The organism is Aminobacter sp. BE322 (assembly GCF_050433525.1).
In the GTDB taxonomy this organism is placed as follows: Bacteria; Pseudomonadota; Alphaproteobacteria; order Rhizobiales; family Rhizobiaceae; genus Aminobacter.
On record NZ_JBNPXB010000008.1, the window covers coordinates 62,350 to 88,073 of the forward strand.

23 protein-coding genes and 1 tRNA gene are annotated in these 25,724 nt (G+C 65.3%); 12 read left to right on the top strand and 12 right to left on the bottom strand.

Translation table 11 applies throughout. The features are described 5' to 3' along the window. The first annotated feature begins 18 nt into the window (after nucleotides 1-18). Nucleotides 19-765: an SDR family oxidoreductase gene (locus tag J2X50_RS13600; protein WP_429095728.1), complete on the top strand. Its 747-nt coding sequence runs from the start codon at nucleotides 19-21 to the stop codon at nucleotides 763-765. A gap of 108 nt (nucleotides 766-873) precedes the next feature. Beyond that, nucleotides 874-1,998, top strand: a complete 1,125-nt coding sequence (locus J2X50_RS13605) for a beta-ketoacyl-ACP synthase III (RefSeq protein WP_429095731.1) — start codon at nucleotides 874-876, stop codon at nucleotides 1,996-1,998. Here the strand turns inward: J2X50_RS13605 and J2X50_RS13610 are convergent. The 5 genes from J2X50_RS13610 to J2X50_RS13630 all read right to left on the bottom strand — a co-directional run bounded on the left by J2X50_RS13610 (nucleotide 1,985) and on the right by J2X50_RS13630 (nucleotide 6,603). Beyond that, complete coding sequence (locus J2X50_RS13610) at nucleotides 1,985-2,692, bottom strand: RNA polymerase sigma factor (protein WP_429095733.1); 708 nt, start codon at nucleotides 2,690-2,692, stop codon at nucleotides 1,985-1,987. The two genes, J2X50_RS13605 and J2X50_RS13610, sit on opposite strands and share 14 nt — an antisense overlap. Before the next feature lie 28 nt (nucleotides 2,693-2,720). Then, nucleotides 2,721-3,245 (bottom strand): plastocyanin/azurin family copper-binding protein, encoded by a 525-nt coding sequence (locus tag J2X50_RS13615; RefSeq protein WP_429095736.1) that lies wholly within the window; start codon nucleotides 3,243-3,245, stop codon nucleotides 2,721-2,723. After that, the gene (locus tag J2X50_RS13620) at nucleotides 3,242-3,652 is read right to left on the bottom strand and encodes a DUF5602 domain-containing protein (protein ID WP_429095739.1); all 411 of its coding nucleotides are present in this window, start codon (nucleotides 3,650-3,652) and stop codon (nucleotides 3,242-3,244) included. Before J2X50_RS13620 ends, J2X50_RS13615 begins: the two co-directional genes overlap by 4 nt. A 96-nt stretch (nucleotides 3,653-3,748) precedes the next feature. Next, nucleotides 3,749-5,035 carry an NAD(P)/FAD-dependent oxidoreductase gene (locus J2X50_RS13625; RefSeq protein WP_429095742.1) on the bottom strand — a complete coding sequence of 429 codons (1,287 nt, stop codon included), beginning with the start codon at nucleotides 5,033-5,035 and terminating at the stop codon, nucleotides 3,749-3,751. 134 nt (nucleotides 5,036-5,169) lie between these two features. After that, nucleotides 5,170-6,603: a glutamine synthetase family protein gene (locus tag J2X50_RS13630; protein ID WP_340036390.1), complete on the bottom strand. Its 1,434-nt coding sequence runs from the start codon at nucleotides 6,601-6,603 to the stop codon at nucleotides 5,170-5,172. A 140-nt stretch (nucleotides 6,604-6,743) separates the two neighbouring features. Between J2X50_RS13630 and J2X50_RS13635 the strand changes: the two genes are divergently transcribed. After that, complete coding sequence (locus J2X50_RS13635; RefSeq protein WP_340036391.1) at nucleotides 6,744-7,454, top strand: HAD family hydrolase; 711 nt, start codon at nucleotides 6,744-6,746, stop codon at nucleotides 7,452-7,454. A 2-nt stretch (nucleotides 7,455-7,456) separates the two neighbouring features. On the opposite strand, the gene J2X50_RS13640 is transcribed toward J2X50_RS13635, so the two are convergent. The 3 genes from J2X50_RS13640 to aceA form a co-directional block, all read right to left on the bottom strand. Further along, nucleotides 7,457-7,912 (bottom strand): response regulator, encoded by a 456-nt coding sequence (locus tag J2X50_RS13640; RefSeq protein WP_340036392.1) that lies wholly within the window; start codon nucleotides 7,910-7,912, stop codon nucleotides 7,457-7,459. Between the two features lie 218 nt (nucleotides 7,913-8,130). After that, the gene (locus tag J2X50_RS13645) at nucleotides 8,131-8,373 is read right to left on the bottom strand and encodes an SMc00767 family acetate metabolism repressor (protein WP_018426579.1); all 243 of its coding nucleotides are present in this window, start codon (nucleotides 8,371-8,373) and stop codon (nucleotides 8,131-8,133) included. Between the two features lie 98 nt (nucleotides 8,374-8,471). Continuing rightward, entirely contained in the window at nucleotides 8,472-9,761 is a 1,290-nt protein-coding gene (gene aceA, locus J2X50_RS13650) for an isocitrate lyase (RefSeq protein WP_340036394.1), read from the bottom strand. 245 nt (nucleotides 9,762-10,006) lie between these two features. On the opposite strand from aceA, the gene J2X50_RS13655 reads away from it, so the two are divergent. Then, nucleotides 10,007-11,446 carry a helix-turn-helix domain-containing protein gene (locus J2X50_RS13655; protein WP_429095746.1) on the top strand — a complete coding sequence of 480 codons (1,440 nt, stop codon included), beginning with the start codon at nucleotides 10,007-10,009 and terminating at the stop codon, nucleotides 11,444-11,446. A gap of 3 nt (nucleotides 11,447-11,449) precedes the next feature. Here the strand turns inward: J2X50_RS13655 and J2X50_RS13660 are convergent, their stop codons facing one another. Next, the gene (locus tag J2X50_RS13660; RefSeq protein WP_429095748.1) at nucleotides 11,450-13,507 is read right to left on the bottom strand and encodes a putative bifunctional diguanylate cyclase/phosphodiesterase; all 2,058 of its coding nucleotides are present in this window, start codon (nucleotides 13,505-13,507) and stop codon (nucleotides 11,450-11,452) included. A gap of 255 nt (nucleotides 13,508-13,762) precedes the next feature. Between J2X50_RS13660 and J2X50_RS13665 the strand changes: the two genes are divergently transcribed. The 6 genes from J2X50_RS13665 (at nucleotide 13,763) to J2X50_RS13690 (ending at nucleotide 19,465) form a co-directional block, all read left to right on the top strand. Then, the gene (locus tag J2X50_RS13665; protein WP_429095750.1) at nucleotides 13,763-14,725 is read left to right on the top strand and encodes a DMT family transporter; all 963 of its coding nucleotides are present in this window, start codon (nucleotides 13,763-13,765) and stop codon (nucleotides 14,723-14,725) included. A gap of 238 nt (nucleotides 14,726-14,963) precedes the next feature. Further along, nucleotides 14,964-16,061 (top strand): polyamine ABC transporter substrate-binding protein, encoded by a 1,098-nt coding sequence (locus tag J2X50_RS13670; protein ID WP_429095753.1) that lies wholly within the window; start codon nucleotides 14,964-14,966, stop codon nucleotides 16,059-16,061. A 69-nt stretch (nucleotides 16,062-16,130) separates the two neighbouring features. Next, entirely contained in the window at nucleotides 16,131-17,270 is a 1,140-nt protein-coding gene (locus J2X50_RS13675) for an ABC transporter ATP-binding protein (protein ID WP_347964494.1), read from the top strand. Nucleotides 17,271-17,278: 8 nt separating this feature from the next. Next, entirely contained in the window at nucleotides 17,279-18,190 is a 912-nt protein-coding gene (locus J2X50_RS13680) for an ABC transporter permease subunit (RefSeq protein ID WP_429095755.1), read from the top strand. Nucleotide 18,191: 1 nt separating this feature from the next. Next, nucleotides 18,192-19,010 carry an ABC transporter permease gene (locus tag J2X50_RS13685; RefSeq protein WP_429095758.1) on the top strand — a complete coding sequence of 273 codons (819 nt, stop codon included), beginning with the start codon at nucleotides 18,192-18,194 and terminating at the stop codon, nucleotides 19,008-19,010. 143 nt (nucleotides 19,011-19,153) lie between these two features. Continuing rightward, the gene (locus tag J2X50_RS13690; protein WP_429095760.1) at nucleotides 19,154-19,465 is read left to right on the top strand and encodes a hypothetical protein; all 312 of its coding nucleotides are present in this window, start codon (nucleotides 19,154-19,156) and stop codon (nucleotides 19,463-19,465) included. Nucleotides 19,466-19,579: 114 nt separating this feature from the next. Here the strand turns inward: J2X50_RS13690 and J2X50_RS13695 are convergent, their stop codons facing one another. The 3 genes from J2X50_RS13695 to J2X50_RS13705 form a co-directional block, all read right to left on the bottom strand. After that, nucleotides 19,580-19,774 (bottom strand): hypothetical protein, encoded by a 195-nt coding sequence (locus J2X50_RS13695; RefSeq protein ID WP_429095762.1) that lies wholly within the window; start codon nucleotides 19,772-19,774, stop codon nucleotides 19,580-19,582. 123 nt (nucleotides 19,775-19,897) lie between these two features. Beyond that, nucleotides 19,898-19,974 (bottom strand) — tRNA-His (locus tag J2X50_RS13700). Nucleotides 19,975-20,231: 257 nt separating this feature from the next. Further along, nucleotides 20,232-20,690 carry a phasin gene (locus tag J2X50_RS13705; RefSeq protein WP_429095765.1) on the bottom strand — a complete coding sequence of 153 codons (459 nt, stop codon included), beginning with the start codon at nucleotides 20,688-20,690 and terminating at the stop codon, nucleotides 20,232-20,234. 242 nt (nucleotides 20,691-20,932) lie between these two features. Here J2X50_RS13705 and J2X50_RS13710 point away from each other — a divergent pair, with 242 nt between their 5' ends. Both J2X50_RS13710 and J2X50_RS13715 read left to right on the top strand, forming a co-directional pair. Continuing rightward, the gene (locus J2X50_RS13710) at nucleotides 20,933-24,343 is read left to right on the top strand and encodes a PAS domain S-box protein (RefSeq protein ID WP_429095766.1); all 3,411 of its coding nucleotides are present in this window, start codon (nucleotides 20,933-20,935) and stop codon (nucleotides 24,341-24,343) included. Between the two features lie 241 nt (nucleotides 24,344-24,584). Further along, nucleotides 24,585-25,625, top strand: coding sequence for a Fe(3+) ABC transporter substrate-binding protein (locus tag J2X50_RS13715; RefSeq protein ID WP_429095768.1), 1,041 nt, complete (start codon nucleotides 24,585-24,587; stop codon nucleotides 25,623-25,625). Nucleotides 25,626-25,724: the final 99 nt, after the last annotated feature.

Below are 25,724 nucleotides of genomic sequence, written 5' to 3' on the forward strand. Positions count from 1 at the left end.
AGATGGGATCGAAGGACGATGCGTCTCAAGGGCAAGGTTGCAATCATCACCGGCGCTGCCGCGGGCTTCGGCGAGGGCATGGCCAAGCGGTTTGCCGAGGAGGGAGCCAGGGTCGTCGTGGCCGACCTCAACACCAAGGAGGCAGAGCGCGTCGCCGGCGAAATCGGCAAGAACGCCATTGCAGTCACCACGGACGTTTCGCTGAAGTCGGAATTCGACGAATTGGTCTATGCCGCCATGGGCGCCTTCGGCCGCATCGACATCATGGTCAACAACGCCGGCTACACCCATCGCAACGGCGACATGCTGGACGTCGAGGAGGACGTCTTCGACCTCATCACCGCGGTCAACATGAAGGCGATCTACCATGCGGCCCGTGCGGTGGTGCCGATCATGGAGCGGCAGGGCGGCGGCGCGATCCTCAACACGGCCTCGACGGCGGGCCTCAGGCCGCGCCCGGGCCTGACCTGGTACAACGCCTCCAAGGGCTGGGCGATCACCGCCACCAAGTCCATGGCGATCGAGCTTGCGCCGAAGAACATCCGCGTCAACTGCCTTTGCCCGGTCGCGGGAGAAACCGGCATGCTGGAAAAGTTCATGGGCAAGGACACGCCGGAAGTCCGCGAGAAGTTCCGCTCGTCGATCCCGCTCGGACGCTTCTCGACGCCGCTCGATATCGCCAACGCCGCCCTCTACCTCGTTTCGGACGAGGCATCGCTGGTCACCGGCGTGGCGCTGGAAGTCGACGGCGGCCGCTGCATCTGAGGCGAAGTTCCGCACCGTAACCGCCAGATCGGGCCGAAATGGCGGCCTCCGCGCTTGACCGTGGAGGCGCAGACCCTATTCCAATGGCCAAAACCAATGGGAAACGCCATGCACAGGGTTGCGATCAGCGGTACCGGCATCTTCACGCCGCAGGAGGTCATCACCAACGCCGAATTGGTGGCCTCCTACAACGAATATGCGCAGCGCCAGAACAGTCTGCACGCCGACGCTATCGAGGCCGGCGCGCGCGAGCCGATGGCGATGTCGTCGGAGGAGTTCATCGTCAAGGCCTCGGGCATCGAGCGTCGCCATGTGATGTCGAAGTTCGGCATCCTCGATCCCGGCATCATGCATCCTGTGCTGCCCGAGCGCGCCGAGGACGAGCTGTCGCTGATGGCCGAAATTTCGGTCAAGGCGGCCGACGCGGCGATGAAGAAGGCCGGCCTCACCGCCCAAGACATCGACGCCGTCATCTGCGCCGCCTCCAATCATGAGCGCGCCTACCCGGCCATCGCCATCGAGGTGCAGCAGGCGCTCGGCATCAAGGGTTTCGCCTTCGACATGAATGTCGCCTGTTCGTCGGCGACCTTCGGCATCCAGCTCGCCACCGACATGATCCGCACCGGCTCGGCCCGCGCGATCCTGATGGTCAATCCGGAGATCACGTCGGGCCACCAGGAATGGCGCGACCGCGACTGCCACTTCATCTTCGGCGATGTCTGCACCGCCGTCGTGCTGCAGCGCGCCGACGAGGTGAAGTCGGACAATGCCTATGAGGTGTTGGCCACCCGCTGCCTCACCGAGTTCTCCAACAACATCCGCAACAACGACGGCTTCCTGCGCCGCACCCGTAAGGGCCACATGGCCGACCGCCGCGACATGCAGTTCCACCAGGAGGGCCGCAAGGTCTTCAAGCAGGTGGTGCCGATGGTGGCCGAACTGATGCTCACCCATCTCGCCGACCAGGGCATCGAGCCCCAGAGCCTGTCGCGGCTCTGGCTGCACCAGGCCAACAAGGGCATGAACGACCTGATCGGCTCCAGGGTGCTCGGCCGCGAGCCGAGCCGCGCCGAGCAGCCCAACGTGCTGCAGGACTACGCCAACACCTCGTCGGCCGGCTCGATCATCGCGTTTTCGAAGTTCTCCGACGACCTGCCTGCGGGCAGCCTCGGCGTCATCTGCTCCTTCGGCGCCGGCTACTCCGCCGGCAGCGTCATCGTCAGGAAATTGTAGCCCCGCGCAGCCTGTCGACGACGCGGTCGGCCATGGTTTCGCAGCGCCTGCCGTCGAACGGGAACACTTCGGCGAAGCCTGCCGACAGCCGCCTCTCGATGGCCGAGCGCATCAGACGGCGTGCCCTGAACAGGCGCGTCTTGACGGTTTCGGGCCTGATCGACAGCTGGGTGGCCGTCTCCTCGACGCTCAGTTCCTCGACGTCGCGCAGGATGAAGACGATGCGGAACGTCTGCGGCAACTCGTCGATCGCCTGTTCGAGCAACTCCCTTGCCTGGCTGCGTCCTGCCTCGGTATCCGCGCCGGGCGGTATGAGCGATGTCGGAAACATGATCACACGGCCTCCATCCGCCGCGGCTGCGCTGTCGAGTTCTTCGATGCCCGCCATGGGGCGTCGCCGGCGGACGCGGGTCAGCGCCTCGTTGAGCGCGATGCGCGTCAGCCAGGTCGAAAACGCGGCATCTCCCTTGAAACCGTCGAGCCGGGTAAAGGCCCGGACATAGGTCTCCTGCACCACGTCCTCGGCTTCGGCGTCGTTGCGCATGACGGCGCGGGCGACCCTGAAGAGCCTCTGATTGTTGCGCTTGATGAGCGCACGGACGGCGTTCTCACCGCCGCTGCGTGCGAGCGCCACCAGTTGCTCGTCGCGAAGGCCGTCAAGGTCGACGGCTTGCCGCAAGACTGCCAGTTGCATGGTTCGCCTCCATTTCCGGTCGCCGCCGCTACGCGCGGCGAATGATGCCCTTGGCGATGATCTCCTCGACCGGCGGGAAGCCGATCAGGGCCACTTCCGGCAGCGGCGTCAGCGACGCGTCCGCCGCATTTGGGATCAGCGGCTGGGGCACCCCCACCACGATGCGTCCGACCATGCCGGCATGTTCGTGCGGTACGCAGTAGTAGTCATACACCCCCGGCACCGTCAGGGTCACCGAGAAGCTCTCTCCCGGCAGCAGATAGTCCGAGTCCCATGGCGCGGCACGTGCCGGGATGCGCAGCGGCCGGTCGTACATCTTGGGATGATAGGACGTCACCGTATGCGAATTGCCGGGATCGCGGTTGGTCCAGCGCAAGGTCTGGCCCGGCTCGATGCGGATGCCGATGGGGTCGAACCAGACATGCGCCCCATCGTCCGTGCCGCGCATTTCGATATTGACTGCGGCGCCGGCAGCGGCTGCCGGCCCCGCCAGAAGCGCGGCGAGGAAAGCTCCCCCGCCGGCTTCGATGATGGTTCTGCGCGTGACGATCATTTCGCCACCCGTGCCTCGTCGGCTTTCGCCACATGCCACAGCACGACGTGGACATGCGGCTCCTCTACCCCGGGGTGGCCGGCATTGTAGTACACGCTTACGTGGTCGACGTTGCCGCCGGGCGAGGCCAGGTCGTCGAAGCGCTTGTCCGGATTGAAGTCCTTGACCGGCAGCATGTAGATGGTGCTGACCAGCTTGCCGTCATGGTCGTAGGCGAGGAACGGACCGGCAGGCAGGGTCGCGGGGTCGACGAAGAGCTGGCCCATGCCGGGCAGGAAGTCGGGCAGCTTGACCAGGCTGCTCACCGCCTTGAAGGCGCCCGGAGGCGGCGCCTTGCTCACGTCCTCGGCCAGTGCCGGCAGCGCGCCGGCAAGCACCACGGCCAGTGCGGCGGAAACCATTTTCATCGGGCATCTCCTTCTGTCGCTCGCGCCCCGCGTTCTGCGGCGGCTTCGAACCATTGGATGCCGGCAGTCGAAAAAGGTTCCCGGACCCGGGCCGGTTCAGATCCTGTCGCGGAGGGCGAACCAGTTGAGCGCCAGGAACAGGAGCGGCGCGCGCAAGCGGCGTCCGCCGGGGAACGACGGGATCTTCAGGTCCTCGATCAGCTTCAGCCGGTCGCGGTTGCCCGACACGGTCTCCGCATAGAGTTTGCCGAAGAAGTTGGACAGCATCACCCCGTGGCCGGAATAGCCGCCGACGGAGATGACATTGGGCATCACCTCGCGCACGAAGGGCTTGCGCGGCACCGTGATGCCGACATAGCCGCCCCAGCCATGGGTGATCTCGACGTCCTTCAGCTCCGGGTAGATCTCGGCGATCTGCTTGCGGATGTGGATATGGATGTCCTTGGGATCGTTGACCGCGTAGATCTCGCGGCCGCCGAACAGCAGCCGGCCGTCCTTCGACTTGCGGAAATAGCGCACCACGAAGCGGGAATCGTCGACCGACTCGCCGCCGGGGATGACCTTGCTGTCGGCGCCCAGCGGCACGGTCGCGCCGATGAAGGAGCCGATCGGCATGATGTGCGAGGCGCTGATCGGCTCCAACTCGCCGCCATATGCGTTGGTCGCGATCAGGCACTTCTGGGCGGTGATCGTGCCGCGCGGCGTGGTCACCCGGACCTTGCCGCCTTGCGAGGTGATGCCGGTGGCGGGCGTCATCTCGAAGATCCGTGCGCCTGAGGTCGCCGCCACCCGCGCTGTGCCGATCACCAGCTTGAGCGGATGGATGTGGCCGGTGCCGCTGTCGCGCGTGCCGCCGTAGTAATGCGTCGAGCCCAGCCGTTCGGCCGTTTCCTTGGCGTCCATGAACTTGACGTGCGGATAATCGAACCGGCTCGCCATGATCTCGGCGTGCGCCTTGTAGTCGTCGACATAGCGCGGCTTGTGCGCCACCGACATCTGGCCCGGCATGTAGTCGATGTCGATGCCGTTGGCGGCCGAGAAGTCGAGCAGATGCGCCTTGGCTTCCTCGGCGAGGTCGAACAGCGCCTTCGCCCGGGTGAAGCCGTATTCGCTTTCGAGTTCCTCGGCCCAGGCGCGCTGGCCGGTGCCCATCTGGCCGCCGTTGCGGCCCGAGGCGCCGTCGCCGAAGCGGTGCGCCTCGATCAGCACGACATTGGTGCCGGCCTTGGCGAGATGCACGGCTGCCGAAAGTCCGGTGAAGCCGCCGCCGACGATGACGACGTCGGCCTGTCGGTCGCCGTCGAGCGCCGGATATTCGGGCCGCGGACCGGCGGTGTCTTCATACCAGGAGAAGCCGGGGGAAATAGGGGATTGGTAGGGCATGATGCGGAGAGGGCTCCGGGATTGCAGGGAGCGAGTAGCGAGTAGTGAGTAGTGAATAGGGAGCAGTGAGTAGTGGGTGAAAAAGGCAAACCCCTTTCTCTATTCACTAATCACTATTCCCTACTCACTCACTCTCACACATTGAGAAGCAAATACTCCCGCTCCCACGGGCTGATCACTTCCATGAAGGTCTCGAACTCGGCGCGCTTGATCGCCGCGAAGGTCGAGGCGAAGGAGTTGCCGAGCATCGCCGCAAGCTCGTCGTCGCTCTCGAACAGGTCGACGGCCTCGAGCAGGCCGCGCGGCAGGTCGATCTCGTCCTCGTTGGCGGTGGTCAGCACCGGCGGTTCGCAGGGCAGCTTGTTGTTCATGCCGATCAGGCCGCAGGCGAGCGAGGCGGCGAGCGCCAGATAGGGATTGGCGTCCGACGACGGGATGCGGTTTTCGACGCGCCGCGCCGCCGGGTCCGAGCGCGGCACGCGGAAGGCGGTGGTGCGGTTGTCGTAGCCCCACTTGTTGTTGACCGGGGCGGAGGCCGCCTGCGTCAGCCGGCGGTAGGAATTGACGTAGGGCGCCAGCATCACCAGTGCGTTCGGCACATGCTTCTGCATGCCGCCGATGAAATGGGTGAAGGCCTCGGTCTCCGAACCGTCCTCGTTGGTGAAGATGTTCCTGCCGGTCTTCTTGTCGATGATCGACTGGTGGATGTGCATCGCCGAGCCCGGCTGGCCCTGGATGGGCTTGGCCATGAAGGTGGCGTAGGTGTCGTGCTTCAGCGCCGCCTCGCGGATCGTGCGCTTGAACATGAACACCTGGTCGGCGAGCTCGATCGGGTCGCCATGGCGCAGGTTGATCTCGAGCTGGCCGGCACCCTCTTCGTGGATCAGCGTGTCGATCTCCAGGCCCTGCGCCTCGGAGAAGTGGTAGATGTCGTCGATCAGTTCGTCGAACTCGTTGACGCCGGCGATCGAATAGCCGGCGCCGCCGCCGATGGGGCGGCCCGAGCGGCCGACCGGCGGGGTCAGCGGATAGTCGGGGTCGGGATTCTTGCGGACGAGATAGAACTCGATCTCGGGCGCGACGACCGGCTTGAGGCCGAGCTTGTCATAGGCGGCCATCACGCGTTTCAGCACGTTACGCGGGGTGAACTCGACGTTGCGTCCGTCCTGATGCACGAGGTCGCAGATCACCTGCGCGGTCGGGTCGTCCTCCCACGGTACCACCGACAGCGTCGACAGATCTGGCACCAGCTTCAGGTCGCCATCGTCCTCGGGATATTGGAATCCGTTGCCGTTCTCCGGATAGTCGCCCGAAATCGTCATCATGAACGGTGCGGACGGCAGCGCAAGCGAGGTGTTGGAGGTGAACTTGCTCGACGGCATCATCTTGCCGCGGGCGACGCCGGCCTGGTCGGGCGTGATGCATTCTATGTCTTCGATGCCGCGCCACTCGAGCCACTCGGAAGCTTCCTTCCAGTTCTTCACGCCTCGCTTGTTCTTCACGAATGCGGGCGTGCGGGCTCGTCCCCCCCGGTTGGACGGACGGACTTCCTTCTTTGCAGGCGGCATCAATCACCAGATTGTCGTTGCAGATGGCGGAGTATAGCCGGGGCCCGTGAAATAAGAAAAGGGGGGCAAATGACCGATTCCGCGATGAGTTTGCCCACCATCTGCTGGTTTTGGGTCGGATATCGGCCTAGATAGCCGCCATGATTTCAGCTTCCCCAACCCTCACCACCATCGGTTTCGACGCCGACGATACCCTGTGGCAGAACGAGCAGTTCTTCCGCATGACCGAAAGGCACTTCGCCGAACTCCTGGCCGAACATGGCGAGGCCGACCATCTCATGGCGCGGCTGCTCGAAGCCGAAAAGCGCAATCTCGGCACCTATGGTTTCGGCATCAAGGGCTTCACCCTGTCGATGATCGAGACCGCCATCGACGTCACCGAGGGCCGTGTGCCGGCCGAGGTCATAGGCAAGATCCTGGCCGCTGGCCGCGAGATGCTGAGCCACCCGATCGAGACGTTGCCGCACGTCCACGAAACGCTTGCCGGGCTGGCCGGGCGCTACCGCCTGGTGCTCATCACCAAGGGCGACCTGTTCGACCAGGAGCGCAAGCTGGCACAATCGGGCCTCGGCGATTTCTTCGACGCCGTCGAGATCGTCAGCGACAAGTCGCGGCCGACCTACGAGCGCATCTTCGCGCGCCACGGCGAGGGCGCGGACCGGGCGATGATGATCGGCAACTCGCTGAAGTCGGACGTCGTCCCGGCCATCGAGGCCGGCAGCTGGGGCGTCTACGTGCCGCACGACCTGACCTGGGTCTACGAACATGTCGACGAGCCGGCGGGCGCGGAGCGTTTCCGCAAGCTGCGGCATCTCGGCGAACTCGAGGATCTGCTTCGAAGCCTGGGCTGACTTCAGACGCGGCCGAGAAGCCTTTCGACCACAGGCTGCAACCGCTCGGGCGTGATCGGCTTGGCGACGACGATGTCGACGGCAGTTGAAAGCGACAGGCTTTCCGGCGTACCGGCCTTGGTCGAGAGCAGAATGACCGCCGGCAGGTTGGTGCCGGATGCCAGGCGCAGCGACACGATCGACGGCAGCAGCGCATCGCAGTCCCTGTTGTCGCTGCCCCCGTCGAGGATGATCGTGCCGGGCGCCAGGCTGCGCAGCGCGAGCGCCGCCGTGTCTGGCCCTTCCGTCACCGGCCTTAGGCCCGACCGTTCGACGATCTTTGCGACGACGACGCGATTGATCTGCGATCGGCCGACGACGAGCACCTGGTTGAGGTCGGCCGTCGCCGATCCTTGCGTCGCGGGGCTGCGCGAATTCGCATCCGGGTGCGGTCCCGGACCGATGTCTCTTCTTTTCATTAGCGCGACCGACAGCTTGGGGGGGCGTTGATTCAATGGCTGGTTGCGTCCGCCGAGTAACGCCCGGATGTATGAGAAGTGTCAAGTGCCTCGCGCACTATGATATGAGACTTTAGTTCTATAACCGCGGGTTGAAGCCGCTCTTCCCATTGGTCCAAATGCAAAAATCCCGTCCACGGCGAACCGCGGACGGGATCCTTGGGGGCATGCTTGGTGGGTCAGCCGTGCGGCTGCTGGGTGACGATGACGGGGATCAGCAGATCACCCCAGTTGCCGTTACCCCCATGGTGACGGGCCGAGCGGACCAGTTCCACCGACACGCCTGCCTCGACCGCCTTCATGACCGACTGGTTCAGTCGGTGCAGGTCGTTGGCGACGATGCGGATCACGGCCTGCTGGTCGGCGCTCATGGTGGTCGCCTGTTCTTCGGCTCGTTCCTTGACACGGGTGCGCGGTGCCATTGCGGTTCTCCTCGGAGTGTTGCCTTTTGCCCCTCGGGGCATTCTTTGCTGGCTTCCGGAGGCTACTGCGCCTCCGGCATTGTCGCTAGGGCCTCGGCCTATTCGGCGGCCGGGCGGAACTGTTCGGTTTCGGTCGACTCGTGCATCGCGGTCGTCGACGACTTACCGCCGGTGATCGCCATGGACACGGCGTCGAAGTAGCCGGTGCCGACCTCGCGCTGGTGCTTGGTCGCGGTGTAGCCGTTGGCTTCCGCCGCGAATTCAGCTTCCTGCAGCTCCGAATAGGCCGCCATCTGGCGATCCTTGTAGCCGCGGGCCAGCTCGAACATGCCGAAGTTCAGCTGGTGGAAGCCGGCCAGCGTGATGAACTGGAACTTGTAGCCCATCGCGCCCAGCTCGCGCTGGAACTTGGCGATCGTGGCATCGTCGAGATTCTTCTTCCAGTTGAACGACGGCGAGCAGTTGTAGGCAAGCTTCTTGCCCGGGTGTGCCTTCTGCACGGCTTCCGCGAACTTCCTGGCCTGCGCGAGGTCCGGCTTGCCGGTCTCCATCCAGATCAGGTCGCAGTGCGGCGCATAGGCGATGGCGCGGGCGATGCACGGCTCGATGCCGTTCTTCACCTGGTAGAAGCCCTCGACCGTGCGGCCGGCATCATAGTCCACGAACGGCTTGTCGCGCTCGTCGATGTCGGAGGTGAGCAGCTTCGCGGCTTCCGCGTCGGTACGGGCGACGATCAGCGTCGGCACGCCCATCACGTCGGCGGCGAGGCGCGCGGCGTTCAGGTTGCGGATGTGCGCCGCGGTCGGGATCAGGACCTTGCCGCCGAGATGGCCGCACTTCTTTTCCGAAGCCAGCTGGTCCTCGAAGTGGACGCCGGCCGCACCCGCCTCGATGAAGGCCTTCATGATCTCGAAGGCGTTCAGCGGACCGCCGAAGCCGGCTTCCGCGTCGGCCACGATCGGCGCGAACCAGGTGTCGACCGACAGGCCCTTGCCTTCGGAGGTCTCGATCTGGTCGGCGCGCTGCAGCGTGCGGTTGATGCGCTTGGCGAGCTCGGGGGCGGCGTTCGCCGGGTAGAGCGACTGGTCCGGATACATCGCGGACGCGGTGTTGGCGTCGGCGGCGACCTGCCAGCCGGACAGGTAGATCGCCTTCAGGCCGGCGCGGACCATCTGCATGGCCTGGTTGCCGCTGAGCGCGCCGAGCGCGTTGACGAAGTCCTCCTCGTGGATCAGCTTCCACAGACGGTTGGCGCCCATTTCGGCGAGGCTGTGCTTGATCTGGACGGAGCCGCGCAGCCGCTTCACGTCCTCCGGCGAGTAGGGGCGCTCGATGCCGTCGAAGCGACCCTCGGGGGCCGAGGGGACGAGGTTGTAAAAATCGGTCATTGTCGACTCCGTCTGGTCACTTTGGTCTTGGGGGCGGCACCGCGTCTTGGGTTTGTTGCGGCGATTTCTATGTGACTTGTTTGACATTGCGGTGCCGAAGCAGCCAGAAAATTCAACGAAATGCGCATGATAATAGGGAAAACCTGTGTTGCGTTTGACAATACGGCGCTGTAAAATTGTAAAGAATGTAAATGGTCGGGTAGGGCAAAGCCCCTACTTTCGTTGTAAAACTGGTGTAAAAGCCGATGGCCGAGCAGAAAATCTTCGCCGGGCCGCGCATCCGGCGCATCCGCAATCAGAAGGGGCTCACCCAGACGGCGATGGCCGAGGGCCTTGGCATCTCGCCCTCCTACCTCAACCTCATCGAGCGCAACCAGCGGCCGCTCACGGTGCAGCTCATCCTCAAGCTGGCGTCCGTGTACAAGGTCGATCCCGACGAGCTGCAGGGCGAGGCGAGGGGCTCGATCGCGGCCCTGCGCGAGGTCTTCGCAGACCCGCTGCTGGCCGGCGAGCTGCCGGGCGACCAGGAACTCATCGAGATCGCCGAGGCCGCACCGAACGCGGCGGCGGCGGTGATCAAGCTGTTCCGAGCCTATCGCGAGCAGGCCGAGCGGCTGACCGACCTCACCGAACTGCTCGCCCGCGAAGGCCATACGACGGCGCTGTCCGGAGCGCGCCTGCCGATCGACGAGGTGCATGAGGTGTTCGAGCGCCGGCCCAACCACTTCGCGTCACTGGAGGGCGAGGCAGAGGCCTTCACCTCGCTGCTCGATCCCGGCGACGACCTGCTCGGCGCCCTGAAGGCCTGGCTCCGGCGCGAGCACGGCATCGTCGTCAAGGTGCTGCCGGTCGCCACCATGCCCAACTGGCGCCGGCGCTACGACCGCCACTCGCAGCGCCTGTTTCTGTCCGAGCGCCTGTCGCCCTTCGACCAGTTGCGCGAGGTGGCGATGGAGGCGAGCCTGATCCGCATGCAGGTGGCGGTCGCGGCCGAAATCCAGGCGCTCAAGCTGTCGTCGGACGAGGCCAGGCGGCTGGCCCGCTTCGAACTCGGCCGCTATGCCGCGCATGCGCTGATGATGCCCTACCAGGCATTCCACTCGGCGGCGCAGCGCGCCCGCTACGACGTCGACGTGCTGCGCTCGCGTTTCGGCGTGTCGTTCGAGCAGGCGGCCAACCGGCTGACGATGCTGCAGCGGACCGGCGCCTCGGCGGTGCCGTTCTTCATGCTCGAGGTCGACAACGCCGGCAACCGCTTCCGCAAGGCCGGCGCGCAGGGCTTTCCGCAGAGCCGCTTCGGCGGCGGCTGCCCGAAGCTGCCGGTACACGCCGCCTTCACCCAGCCCGGCCAGATCTTCGTCGAGGCGGTGGAGATGCCCGACGGCGCCGAATTCCTCTGCGTCGCCCGCACGCTCGAGGGCCCGCAGGGAGCCTTCAGCGAGCGGCCGCGCCGTACTGCCATCCTGCTCGGCTGTGACATCGCCTTCCGCGACGAGATTGTCTATGGCGCCGCCTTGCCGGCCGCGCTCGGTGGCAAGCCGGGCGCGGTCGCGGCAACGCCGGTCGGCCCGGCATGCCGGCTGTGCGAGCGTTCGGGCTGCCTGTCGCGCGCCGAACCGCCGGTCACCCGGCCGCTCGGCCTCGACGAGATGGTGACGGGGCTTTCGGCCTTCGATTTCCAATAGCAATCAAGCAATCAGGCGGGCGATTGCCGCCTGCGCTTCCTTGTCGATGCCGGTCTTGGCGATCGCCCGGGCGGCGGTGGAATCGAGCGGCTTGCCATAGAGGAAGCCCTGCGCCTCGTCGCAGCGGCGGTCCTTCAGGAACGCGGCCTGGAAATCCGTCTCCACGCCTTCTGCCAGCACCGGGATCGACAGCTTGTGGCCGAGTTCGATCACGGTCTCGATGACGCTTGTCGCCTGGGCCTGCCGGCCGAGCGCCTTGAGGAAGGTACGGTCGACCTTGATCTTGTCGAATGGGAAGGAGAACAGCGTCGACAGCGATGAGTAACCGGTTCCGAAGTCGTCCATGGCGACGCGCACGCCCATCGCCTTGACCTGGCGCAGGATCAGCAGCGCCTGGCCGGGGTTCTCGATCAGCGCCGTCTCGGTGACCTCGATCTCGAGACGCGAGGGGGCGAGGCCCGTCTCGTCGAGGATCTCCTTCAGCCGGTCGCCGAAATTGGGGCGCGTCAGCTGCACCGGCGAGACGTTGACGGCCACGCCCAGCGGCTCCGGCCATTGGGTTGCCTCGCGGCATGCCTCCCGCAACACCCAGTCGCCGATGCCGACGATCATGCCGGTCTGTTCCGCCACCGGAATGAAGTCCGATGGCGGGACCTCGCCCAACTGCGGGCTGTCCCAGCGCAGCAGCGCCTCGAAGCCGAGGAGGTCGCGCTTCTTCATCGAGATCTGCGGCTGGAACACCAGGCGCAGCGCGCCGTCGGCCACCGCACTGCGCAGGCCGATGGCGATCAGGCCGCGCCGCCTGCCGTCTTCATCGGCGTCGGCGTCATACCAGCACCAGGCACCGTTCTGGCTCTTTTTCGAGCGGTACATGGCAAGGTCGGCGCGCATGGTGAGCTCGTCGATGTCGACGCCGTCCCTGGGATATACGGCGATGCCGATGCTGGCGCTCGCCTGGAACGTGGCGTTGCCGAGTTCGTTCGGGCGCGAGAAGGCGTCTGCCATGCGGGCGGCGAACTCCTCGATCTCGTTTTCCCGCGTGAACGGCTTCACGGCGAGGAACTCGTCGCCGCCGATGCGTGCGAAGAACTCATCGCGGGCCAGTGCGGCGCGGACGCGTCCCGTGGTCTGCGTCAGTACCGCGTCGCCCGCCGCGTGGCCGTAGACGTCGTTGATTTCCTTGAATCGGTTGAGATCGACGGCAATGATGGCGAGCGACATGCCTGCCGCGTCCTTGAGCCGGCGCGGCAGTTCGTCCCGCACGGCGGCTCGGTTCGGCAGCCCGGTCAGCGGGTCGTGCAGCGCCAGATGGCGGTAGTGCTCCACGGCTTCCTTCTCGCCTTGTTCCTCGGCCATGTGGGTGGCCAGGCCCAGGAGCATGACAAGCACCGTCATGGCCATGACCAGGGTCACCATCACGGGTACGGAGAGAATCTGCGTCGGCACCGCCACCCGCGGGTCCGGTGTGATCTGCACCGCTCCCATCGCGGTGAAATGCATGAAGCCGATGCCGAGTATGAGCGCGACGATGCCGAGCGCCACTCCGCGGTGCCCCTTGCCGTCGGCGACGCGGTTGGTGGCCAGCATGCCAAGTGCCGCACCGCCGACGATGGCGGCAATGACGAAGGCAGGATCGTAGTCGATGCGGCCGGCAACGACGAAGCCGGCCATGCCGAGGAAATGCATCACGGCAATGCCGCAGCCCAGGACAAAGCCGCCGAACTCCACCATCGGCCCGGTTTGCCGCCTTGCGGCAAGGAACAGGCCCGAGATCGAAGTGGCGATGGCCACGGCGAGCGACACCAGGGTGTAGATCGGCTCGAAACCGTGGCCGACCTTGGGCATGAAACCGAGCATCGCCAGGAAATGCGTCGTCCAGATCGTCATGCCGCCGGCGAGGCCGGCCATCAGGATGAGCACGGCATGCTTGGCCCGCACCGCCCGGCGTCCGCGCGCGAACAGCCGGATGGTGACGATGGAACCGATGGTGCAGATGAAGAGTGCCGCGGCCACGAAACGGTAGTCATGCGCGTAGACGATGCAATTGATGACGGTCAGCATGCGAGGTTCCCGAGACTGCCCTGCAGTGCTTAGACGCGAATTCTTGCCGATCTGTTGCCGGCCGGCCCAGTCTGGGCGAATCGGATGCTGGCCGCGACGGGTCGGAAAGCGCAGCCCGGTCGCCCTGATCGCGAGCTACTTTCGAGTGTCCTAATGAGCTGGAAGCACTGGACCTCGCGAAATCGAACGTGCCTGTCTAGTGGATGACGATGCGCGGTCGAACCGCGGAGGCCTCGAACTACGGCGACACCTCAAATGAGCGAACAGGCGTCAGCATCTGGATTGGGACCCGCCGGCGGCGCCGTAGCCACCGGCCGCGAGCAGCGCGTCGGCATGCTTCTGGTGTTCCTCTCGGCGCTGATGTGGAGTCTAGGGGGCGCCATCGCCCGCTTCATCGATGCGCCGGACATCTGGACGGTGGTGTTCTGGCGCTCGTTCTGGGCGGCGGCATTCCTGCTGGCCTTCATGGCCTGGCGCGACGGCGGACGCGGCACGCTCAGGCTTTTCCGCGACATGGGGCTGCCGGGCCTGCTCGTTGCCTCCTGCTTCGGCATCGCCTCGACCTGTTTCGTCGTGGCACTCGCCTATACGACGGTCGCCAACATCGTGCTGATGCAGGCCGGCGTGCCGCTGCTCGCTGCGCTGTTCGCCTGGGTGCTGTTCGGCGAGCGCGTATCGGCGGCCACCTGGGTCGCGATAGCGGCGGTCATCAGCGGCGTGGCCATCATGGTCTCGGAATCGCTCGGCGGCGGAGTGTCGCCGGTCGGCGACGGGCTGGCCCTGCTGATCGCGGTGGCCTTTTCCATCGCCACCGTCATCACCCGCCGTTTCGCCCATGTCCGGATGACGCCGGCCACCTGCCTCGGCACCATCTTCGCGGCCAGCTTCGCCGCTTCCCAGGCATCGGCGCTCGCCGTGTCGCCGCGCGACATGGGCTTTCTGTTCACCTTCGGCGCTGCCAATCTCGGCCTGGGGCTTGCCCTTTTCGCCACCGGTGCGCGTCTGGTGCCCGCGGCCATCGTGGCGCTGCTCGGAACCTTCGAGACGCTGCTCAGCCCGATCTGGGTCTGGCTCGTCCATGCCGAGGTGCCGTCGTCGCGCACCATCGCCGGCGGTGCGGTCATCTTCGCCGCGCTGATCGTCCATCTCGCGCTCGAATTCAAGCGCCAGGCCCGCGCGCAGAAACCCGGCGTCACGGGCGTGCCGACCCCCAATTGAGCGGCCGCTTGTTGGGCATTGACAATGCACCTGTCGGGCGGGCAGGCTGCGACCGAGGGTAACAACAAGACAGGCGTATCTTGCCAGGTCTCACTGCCGGGGCTTCGGTGTCCGGAGACGTAAATCGCCAGTATGTTAGCGCGACGCCGGCTATCGGCGGGAGCGCCACCCTCATCACCCGAATCTGCCCAGGGAGCAGGGCGCAGCCGCAAGGTCGCGCCCAAGGAAGGAGACTATCATGAACCGCAGATCGCTTTTGCTGACCGCCGCGTCAGCCCTGATTGCCATTGCCGCAACCGCTGCCGACGCCCAGGAGCGTGTCGTCAACGTCTACAACTGGTCGGACTACATCGATTCCTCGATCATCGACGAGTTCACCAAGGAAACCGGCATCAAGGTCGTCTACGACGTTTTCGATTCCAACGAGATTCTCGAAACCAAGCTGCTCGCCGGCGGCAGCGGCTATGACGTGGTCGTGCCGACCGCCAACTTCCTCGCCCGCCAGATCGAGGCCGGCGTGTTCCAGAAGCTCGACAAGTCGAAGCTGCCGAACCTCTCCAACATGTGGGACGTCGTCAGCGAGCGCACCGCAAAGTACGACCCCGGCAACGAGTACTCCATCAACTACATGTGGGGCACCGTCGGCATCGGCTACAACGAGAAGAAGGTGAAGGAAGCTCTCGGTGTCGACAAGATCGACAGCTGGGATGTCGTCTATAATCCCGACACCATCGCCAAGCTGAAGGATTGCGGCGTCTACATGCTCGATTCGCCGACCGACATCATTCCGACGACGCTGCGCTATCTCGGCATCGATACCGAAAGCCGCACGCCCGAGGATCTGGCCAAGGCCGAAGAGGCACTGCTCAAGATCCGGCCGTCGATCCGCAAGTTCCATTCGTCCGAATACATCAACGCGCTCGCCAACGGCGACATTTGCCTGGCCGTCGGCTGGTCGGGCGACGTCTTCCAGGCGCGCGACCGTGCCGCCGAGGCCGACCAGGGCGTGGTCATCGACTATGTCGTGCCGAAGGAAGGTGCCGAGATGTGGTTCGACCAGATGGCCATCCCGGCGGATGCCAAGAACGTCGCCGAGGCGCACGAGTTCCTGAACTACATCATGCGTCCGGAAGTCGCCGCCAAGGCCTCCAACTACATCTACTACGCCAACGGCAACAAGGCGTCGCAGCAGTTCATCGAGAAGGACATTATCGGAGATCCGGCCATCTACCCGGACGACGCCACGCTCCAGAAGCTGTTCACCGTGTCGCCCTACGATCCCAAGAGCCAGCGTCTGGTGACGCGCAGCTGGACCAAGGTCGTCACGGGGCAGTAACGGTCGCACGCAATCCCGGCGCCCTGGGCGCCGGGATGTTCCGGCGTGGGCAGGGGGACGGAGAGGGACATGAAATCGCTCGGCAACATCCGCAGGGAATTTGCGCCCTGGAACCAGCCCGACGCCAGGCCATACATCCAATTCAAGAACGTCACGAAGCGGTTCGGCGACTTCACCGCCGTCAACAACCTGTCGCTGTCGATCTACGAACGCGAGTTCTTCGCGCTCCTGGGTGCCTCCGGCTGCGGCAAGTCCACGCTACTGCGCATGCTGGCCGGCTTCGAGGAGCCGACCGAGGGGCAGATCCTGCTCGACGGGCAGGACCTCAGGGGCATCCCGCCCTACAAGCGGCCGGTCAACATGATGTTCCAGTCCTATGCGCTGTTCCCGCACATGACGGTCGAGCAGAACATCGCCTTCGGCTTGAAGCAGGACGGCATGCCGAAGCCTGAAATCGAAAAGCGCGTCGGCGAGATGCTGAAGCTGGTCAAGCTCGGCCAGTTCGCCAAACGCAAGCCGCACCAGCTTTCCGGCGGCCAGCGCCAGCGCGTCGCGCTCGCCCGTGCCGTTGCCAAGCGGCCGAAGGTACTGCTGCTCGACGAGCCGCTCGGCGCGCTCGACAAGAAGCTGCGCGAGGAAACCCAGTTCGAGCTCATGGACCTGCAGCAGACGCTGGGGCTGACCTTCGTCATCGTCACCCACGACCAGGAAGAGGCCATGACCATGGCCGACCGCATCGCCATCCTCGACAAGGGCGAGGTGATGCAGGTGGCGACGCCGGCAGAGGTCTACGAGGCGCCGACCTCGCGCTTCGTCGCCGACTTCGTCGGCAACATCAATATGTTCGACGGCAAGGTGACGGACCGCAACGGCGGCGGCGCCACCATCGCCGGGACCGGCGGAGTGACGATCAAGGCCGCCAATGCCGGCGAGACGCCGGTGGGCTCCGACATCGCCTTCGCCATCCGCCCCGAGAAGATCAAGGTGTCGTCCAGGAAGCCGGAGGGTGGCGACAACGTGCTCGAGGGCGAAATCTACGACATCGCCTATCTCGGCGACATGACCATCTTCCACGTCAAGCTCGGCAACGGCCAGGTGGTCAAGGCGAGTTCGATGAACGCGACCCGCGCCACGGAAGATCCGCTGAGCTGGGACGACAGGGCCTGGATCAGCTTCCGGCCTGATGCCGGTGTCCTGCTGACGCGATAGGAGCGGCGATGAAGAGCCTCACGTCAGCCGTCACCAGCCGCCTGGTCATTCTCGTCCCCTATGTCTGGCTGCTGTTCTTCTTCCTCGTTCCGTTCTTCATCGTCTTCAAGATTTCGCTGTCGACGACGGCGATCGCGATGCCGCCCTACACCCCGGTCCTCGACGTCTCCGAAGGCTTCTCGGGGTTCATGGCGCAGTTCGGCGAGTTCAGCTTCGACAACTATCTCTGGCTGACCGAGGACCCGCTCTACTACACCGCCTACATATCGAGCGCGGTCATCGCAGGGGTTTCGACCTTGCTGGCCCTGCTTGTCGGCTATCCCATCGCCTACGGCATGGCGCGCGCGCCCACGGCCATCCGCCCGACGCTTCTGATGCTGGTGATCCTGCCGTTCTGGACCAGCTTCCTGATCCGCGTCTATGCCTGGATCGGCATCCTCAAGCCCGAAGGCCTGCTCAACCAGTTCCTGCTCGCCACCGGCATCATCGACCAGCCGCTGGTGATCCTCAACACTCATACGGCCATCTTCATCGGCATCGTCTATTCCTACCTGCCGTTCATGATCCTGCCGCTCTATTCGGCGCTGGAGAAGATGGACTATTCGCTCATCGAGGCCGCCCAGGACCTCGGCTGCCCGCCGATGACCGCCTTCTGGAAGATCACCTTCCCGCTGTCGCTGCCGGGCGTCATCGCCGGCTGCCTTTTGGTCTTCATCCCGGCGGTCGGCGAGTTCGTCATCCCCGACCTGCTCGGCGGCTCGCAGACGCTGATGATCGGCAAGACGCTCTGGAACGAGTTCTTCGCCAACCGCGACTGGCCGGTGTCATCGGCCGTGGCGGTGATCCTGCTCTTGATCCTGGTCATACCGATCATGTTCTTCCAGCAGGCGCAGGCGCGCGCCCAGGAACAGGGGCGCTGACATGAACTCGACCTGGAGCCGCTTCAACATCAGCGCGATCGTCCTGGGGTTCGCGTTCCTCTACCTGCCGATCCTGCTGCTGGTCATCTTCTCGTTCAACGAATCGAAGCTCGTCACCGTCTGGGGCGGGTTCTCGACCAAGTGGTACGGCGAACTGTTCCGCAACAAGGGCCTGATGGACGCGGCCTGGGTGACGGTTCGCGTCGGCCTCATCTCCGCGACCGTGTCGACCGTGCTCGGCACGCTCGCCGCCATCACGCTGACGCGCTACACGCGCTTCAGGGGCCGGGTGTTGTTCTCGGGCATGGTGTTTGCGCCGCTGGTCATGCCGGAAGTCATCACCGGCCTGTCGCTGTTGCTGCTTTTCGTCGCCGTCGGCCTGGACAGGGGCTTCGTGACGCTGACGCTCGCGCACATCACCTTCACCATGTGCTTCGTCGCCGTGGTCGTGCAGTCGCGGCTGGTCACCTTCGACCGCTCGCTCGAGGAGGCGGCGATGGATCTCGGCGCCCCGCCGGTCAAGACCTTCTTCCAGATCACGTTGCCGGTCATCCTGCCGGCGATCATCTCGGGCTGGATGCTGGCCTTCACGCTCTCCATCGACGACCTGGTGATTTCGAGCTTCACCTCGGGGCCGGGGGCAACCACGCTGCCGATGAAGATCTACAGCCAGGTGCGCCTCGGCGTCACGCCGGAGATCAACGCCGCCAGCACCATCCTGATCGGCGTCGTCGCGGTGGGCGTGATCGTCGCCTCGCTGGTCAACAAGCAGCGCGAGGCCCAGCGGCAGCGCGACGAGCGGATGGCCCAGCGCCACTGAGCGCGGCGCGTGGGCGGGATCGGCCGCTGTCAACAATATTGTGGTTGTTCGTCAAATCCCGTCAACCATTGCGCATGAAGGTTACTGGATGTGGAAGGATTGCCGTGGTAGCGTCGCCGCGATGAACTTAAGGAGTTGAGTTTATGGCGAATTTGATCGTTACCGCGGCCGCGCTGACCCTTGCCGGCCTGGCCGTTGCTGCCTGCAATACACCCCAGGAGCGCGCTGTCGGCGGCGGCGCCATCGGCGCGGCGGGCGGCGCCCTGGTCGGCCAGGCCATCGGCGGCAATACCGGTTCCACGGTGGCGGGCGCGGTGATCGGCGGCCTCGCCGGCGCCATGATCGGCGCGGGCACGGCTCCCGGCGAATGCCGCTACCACCGCTACGACAGCCGCGGCCGGCCGATGTACGATCGCGACGGCAGGCCGGTGACCTATCTGGCCCCCTGCCGGTAACGCCGTAGAATCACCGGCGGCTCCGGGCCGCCTCAGCATCGAACGGCGCCCCTCCTCGCGGAGGGGCGCCGTTTTCGTTTGGCGGTCTCGCGGCCACGGCTCTGGGACGCTTGGCTATTCCGTCGGATTCGCCGGCTTTTGGTAGAGCCGCCGTTCGAAGTCGATCATCTTCTGGAGTATGCCCTGCTGGGCGGTCACCATGTCTCGCTGAACTCGTATTATTTTGAATGTCAGCCAGATATTGACCAGGAGATAAATCAGAAACGGCAACCAGGCGACAATTGCTTCGATGATCGAATCCGATTGCATGCTCTTCCCCAAATGCAGCTTGTGATGAGCTTTTCATCAACAAACGGATGGCTTGGCCAGCGGGGAGGCGAGCCTTGAATGATGCTTGCGCGTCAACTGTGTTGATTGTCTTGGAAAAGAAGATGGTACGGTTGGCTGGGATCGAACCAGCGACCTCCGGATCCACAATCCGGCGCTCTAACCAGCTGAGCTACAACCGCGTGCCTTGCTCTGGTGCCGCGTCCATACGGACAATTCCGCCGCATTTCAAGAGCTTTGCGCATATTCCACTGCGGTGATTTGCGCCGCCGTCGCAAAGCCCTTGATTGCCGGGCCTTTCGGCCTCGGAAAAAGAAAAAGGCCGGCGGGAGGAGGAGCCGGCCTTTTTCTATGCATGGCCAGCGGAATGCGAGCTGGCCGCTTGGCCCGGCGGACTAAGGGAGGAGAACCGCCCGCCGGGATTTCGTGTGGCTCGCCCTCAGGCGGCCTTCAGGTCTTTCAGGGCCTTCTCGAAGGCGGTCTTCACCGGCTTGGCCACGTCCTCGGCGGCCTTCGAGGCAACTGCCTGGAATTCCTTGGCCTGCTCGACGCTCAGCTCGACGCGCTTGCGCAGATAGGCGGTCTGCAGTTCGAAGATGTCCGAAAGCGACTTGGCGCCGGCCAGCGCCTCGAGATGGGCAAAGCCCGCTTCGGCGTTGGTGCGCAGCGCAGCGATGGTCTTGAGCGACAGCTCGCTGCCGACGCTGCGGGCGGTCTCGTAGGTGGTCTCGAGCGTCTTCTGGGCGTCTTCGGCGCCGGTCTTGAGCTTGGCGTAGGCCTCCTTCGACTGCTCGACGCCCTTCTCGGCGAAGGCGCGGAACTGGTCGGTGGCCTTGGAAACGTCGAAGCTCGGCATTTCGACGGTATCTGCGAATTCTGCGGTCTTGGTCTTGGACATTGTCTCACCCTGTGGACTGGACGGGTGGGCACCCGCCTCGTTTATTCGCATCAGTGATATAGTTCATGTCATTGTGCGTTGCAACAAAAATGCTGCAGCGCAACATGATCGGCCGGGCGCCTCGGTTAACCACATGGCGAGAATAATCACGCTCTATGACAGCTGTTTGGTAGACCTAGGCGATGACGGCTTTTATTAACAAACCGTTAATTGCGAGAATGTGTGCCTTGCGGGTTATGTGAATGCCGTCAGCAGCCTACTCCTTCATCGACGTCGCCGTGGTCGATGGCGTAAGGCAGCGTTTCGCTGCCGGCGACGCCGTCGTCGTGCTGTCGGTCGACCTTGAGCAGGTGCTGTGGGCCAACGGCCCGGGCGCCACGGTCCTGGGTTATGACGACGTCGACGCGGTCATCGGCGCGCCGGCGCGGCTCGGCCTCGCCGCCCGCCGGCAGATCGCCGCCACCCCGGGCTTTCCGGACATCGGCCGCGACCGGTCGATCATGGTGCGCGTGGCCTCCGGCCTGAGCAGCCGGGCCGTCGCCTTCGTCGCGAGTTCCGTCCGCCTGCCCGACGGCGAGGCAGGCATCATGCTCGCCGTTCCGGTTGCGGGCGGCGCATCCCGCTCTGCCGGGGAGGTCGCAGCGGCCGCCATCAGCGGCTTCGCCGCGCCTGGCCACTTCCTAGCCTTCGTCGATATCCACGGCGACGTCGTGGCTGCGACGGACGGCTTTTCCGGACTGGGCATTGCACGGCCGACGCTGGCCGGGCTGGTCGCCGCGGTTGCCGGCGAACGCGACCGGATGATCAAGCGGGCCATTCCCGCCGCCGCCGGCCATGTGCCGGCGGGCATCGCGCGCCTGACCGACGAACGCCATCTGCTGGTGGTCGTGGACGAGCGCGCCGAGGTGGTCGAGGAGGCGGGCGACGATCACCGGGACGAGGCCGCGCCGCGCGAGGAAGTGCCGCCGCGGGTCCCTGCGGCTGCGCCCAAGGAGCACCCCGCCGACCACGATCATTGGTATTTCAGCCCCGAGGAGCGCGAGAGCAAGGCCGGCCTCGTCGTCCGCGAGATGGCGGCGAAGACTGCGGCGACCGTGCCGGCGCCGGAGGAGACTGAAAAGGCAGAAGCGGCTCCCGCCACGGAAGCCCGGCCGATCGAGCCCGCCGCCCCCGAACGCGAAGACCTCGCCGGCCGCTCGACCGCGCCCGCCGCAGATGCCGGCCCGGTTGAGCCGGCCGTCGCCGAACGCGACGAGCTTGCCGGCCGCTCGGCCGCGCCCGTGCGCTTCGTCTGGCGCACCGACGCCGAGGGCCGGTTCAGCGCAGTCTCGGCGGAGTTCGTTGCCCTGGTTGGCGAGCATGCCGCCGATGTCGTCGGTCGGCGTTTCGAAGACGTCTCCAATACCTTCGAGCTGGATCCGTCCGGCGAGATCGCCGGCCTTTTGCAGCGGCGCGACACCTGGTCCGGCCGTTCGGTGCTCTGGCCGGTCGCAGGCTCGGACCGGCGCATCCCGGTCGATCTGGCCGCCTTGCCGGTCTACGGCCGCGACCGCAGCTTCGAAGGCTTCCGCGGCTTCGGCGTGGCGCGTCCGGGCGAGGCCGTCATCGATCACGAGCGCATCGGGCTGGCGCTGGTGCCCAACGGCAAGCCTGACCGGGAGCCCGAGCCGCAAGCCGGTGCCGAGCCGGCCGCGCCGGCGAGGGAAGACATGCTGCCCGACCAGGTCTCCGAGGCGCAGCAAGGCGGCGATATGCCGTCGACACTTGCTGGGGCCGGACCGGATCGTTCGGACAAGGTGATTCACCTCGCGGAGCACCGCCAGACCCCGGCGGAGCCGGGCAACGGCAAGGGGCTGTCCAGCGTCGAGCGGCATGCCTTCCGCGAGATCGGCGAGCGCCTGAAGCGGGCGAGCGAGGTCGTCGCCGCGCGGCAGCAGCAGGACAAGGCTGTGGACCAGCCCGCGGTCGAACAGAAAAACGGCGAGCAGAATTCAGCCGAGATCGCCGCCTATTCGGAGGCTGCGGCGGCGGAAACGGCGGAGCGTGGCGGCGAGGTCGTCAACCTTTCGACCCTGAGGCCGGTCGACGCCGAAGCCGATCGCGACACGGCGGCGCCGGAGCGGCCCGAAAAGCCGCCGCTCAGGGCCGAGGACATCATTCCCAGGGAAATGTTCGCGGGCGGCCGCGACATGCCGATGGACGCGCCCATCCTCGAGCAATTGCCGGTGCCGGTGCTCATCCATGCCGGCGACATGCTGCACTATGCCAATGCCGAGTTCCTGAACCTTACCGGCTACGGCTCGGTCGACGAACTGGCGCGCGCCGGTGGGCTCGATGCGCTGTTTGCCGAGAGCTACGGCGACGAACCTGGTTCCGATCACGATCTGAGGTTGAAGACCCGCGACGGCGAGGAGTTTCCGATTGAAGCGGTGCTCCGCTCGGTACCTTGGCAGGACGGGAAAGCGCTGATGCTGGTCGTGCGCCGCATCAGCGGCGACGACGAATTCGACGGTGCCTCGGATCAGATAGCCGAGCTCGAGGCGCGCCTCGCCGAGATGCGCACCATCATCGACACGGCGACCGACGGCGTGGTGCTGATCGACCGCGACGGCGCCATCCGCTCGATCAGCCGCCCGGCGGAAGCCTTGTTCGGCTTCGACAGCGACGAGGTCGCCGGCAAGCCGTTCCATTCGCTCTTCGCCATCGAGAGCCAGCGCGCCGCGCGCGACTACCTTTCGGGGCTTTCCGAGCACGGCGTGGCAAGCGTTCTGAACGATGGGCGCGAAGTGATAGGGCGCGAGGCCCAGGGCCGCTTCATCCCGCTGTTCATGACCATCGGCCGCCTGCCGAGCGATGCCGGCTTCTGCGCCGTCGTGCGCGACATCACGCCGTGGAAGCGCGCCGAGGAGGAGCTGACGCAGGCACGCGCCGCGGCCGAGCGGTCGTCGTCCCAGAAGACCGACTTCCTCGCCCGCATCAGCCACGAGATCCGCACGCCGCTCAACGCCATCATCGGCTTCTCCGAACTGATGATCGACGAGAAGTTCGGGCCGGTCGCCAACGACCGCTACCGCGACTATCTGCGCGACATCAACCGCTCCGGCAACCATGTGCTCGACCTGGTCAACGACCTGCTCGACATCTCCAAGATCGAGGCGGGCCAGCAGGAGATGGACTACGAGGCCGTGTCGCTCAACGACACGCTGGCCGAGACCGTGGCGATGATGCAGCCGCAGGCCAACCGCGAGCGCGTCATCATCAGGTCGAGCCTGGCTTCGCGGCTTCCCGAGGTCGTCGCCGACCGGCGCAGCGTGCGCCAGATCGCGCTCAACATCCTTTCCAACGCTGTCCGCTACACCCAGGCGGGCGGCCAGGTCATCGTGTCGACCGCCTACGAGACCTCCGGCGACATCGTCATGCGGGTACGCGATACCGGCATCGGCATGTCGCTGGCCGAGATCGAGCAGGCGCTGAAGCCGTTCAAGCAGATCAATTCGCTGAAGCGCGCGCGCGGCGACGGCACCGGCCTCGGCCTGCCGCTGACCAAGGCCATGGTGGAGGCCAACCGCGCGCGATTCAGCATCGCCTCGACCCCGGGCGAGGGGACTTTGGTCGAGGTCACGTTCCCGTCCACGCGCGTTCTCGCCGAATAGCCGCTGCGGCATTGTGAGCGCAGGTTGCGGCTATTGGGTGCATATTTGCCCAGCAGCGCCGGCAAGGTCTTGAATCCAGTGTGCAACAGTCCAGTTTAGAATAGTTCTAAACTATTGAATTTGCTAGACTTTAATCTTGACCTTTCCAGTCAGATTGGGGATAGGAAAGGCAGCTTCGCTTGCGAGGCTGCGATGAATTGTTCCCCCGAGGGTTTTTGACCCCTTTGGCCAGGAGAGAAAGATGAAGATTGGAAACGCGCGGTCGATCGTGGCCGGCTTCGCCCTTGCGGCACTTTTCACCAGTTCGGCGCTCGCCGACGGCGTCGTGAACATCTACACCTATCGTCAGCCCGACCTCATCAAGCCCGTTCTGGATGCCTTTACCGCCGAAACCGGCATCAAGACGGAAGTGCTCTTCCTCGACAAGGGACTTGAGGAACGCATCCTCGCAGAGGGCGAGAATTCGCCCGCCGACGTCATCATGACCGTCGACATCGCCCGCCTGACCTCGGCCAAGGAGAAGGGCGTCACCCAGCCGCTGGTCGACGAAGAGGTCAACAAGCTGCTGCCGTCCGAATACCGCGATCCCGAGGGCCACTGGTTCGGCCTGACCAAGCGCGCCCGCGTCGTCTATGCCTCGAAGGAGCGCGTCAAGGATACCGCGATCACCTATGCCGAGCTGGCCGACCCGAAGTGGAAGGGCAAGATCTGCATGCGTTCCGGCCAGCACGACTACAATCTCGCGCTCTTCTCTGCCGCGATCGCCCACTGGGGTCCCGAAAAGACCGAGGAGTGGATGAAGGGCCTCAAGGCCAATCTCGCCAAGAAGCCCGACGGCGGCGACCGCCCGCAGGCCGGCGCCATCGCCGCCGGCGAATGCGACATCGCCATCGGTAACACCTATTACGTCGGACTGATGCGCAACAACGACAAGGACCCGAAGGAGAAGGAGTGGGGCAACGCCATAAACGTGCTGTTCCCGACCTTCGAGAACGGCGGCACCCACGTCAACATCTCCGGCGCGGCCCTTGCCAAATATGCGCCGAACCGCGATGACGCGGTCAAGCTGATCCGCTTCCTGGCCAGCCACAAGGCGCAGCAGGTTTACGCGGAGAAGAACTACGAATATCCGGTGGAGCCGGGCCTCGAGCCGTCCGAGACGGTCAAGGCTTTCGGCACGCTCAACGCCGATACGCTGCCGCTCGTCGACATCGCCAAGGGCCGCAAGGCCGCTTCCGAGATGGTCGACCGCGTCGGTCTCGACGACGGCCCGAACAGCTGATCGGGCTGACAGGATCTGCGGACTTGGCCGGGCCGGGCAATCGGCCCGGCTTTTCCGCATTGCAGGGGAAATGACTTGCTGACGGGCGGCAACAAGAGC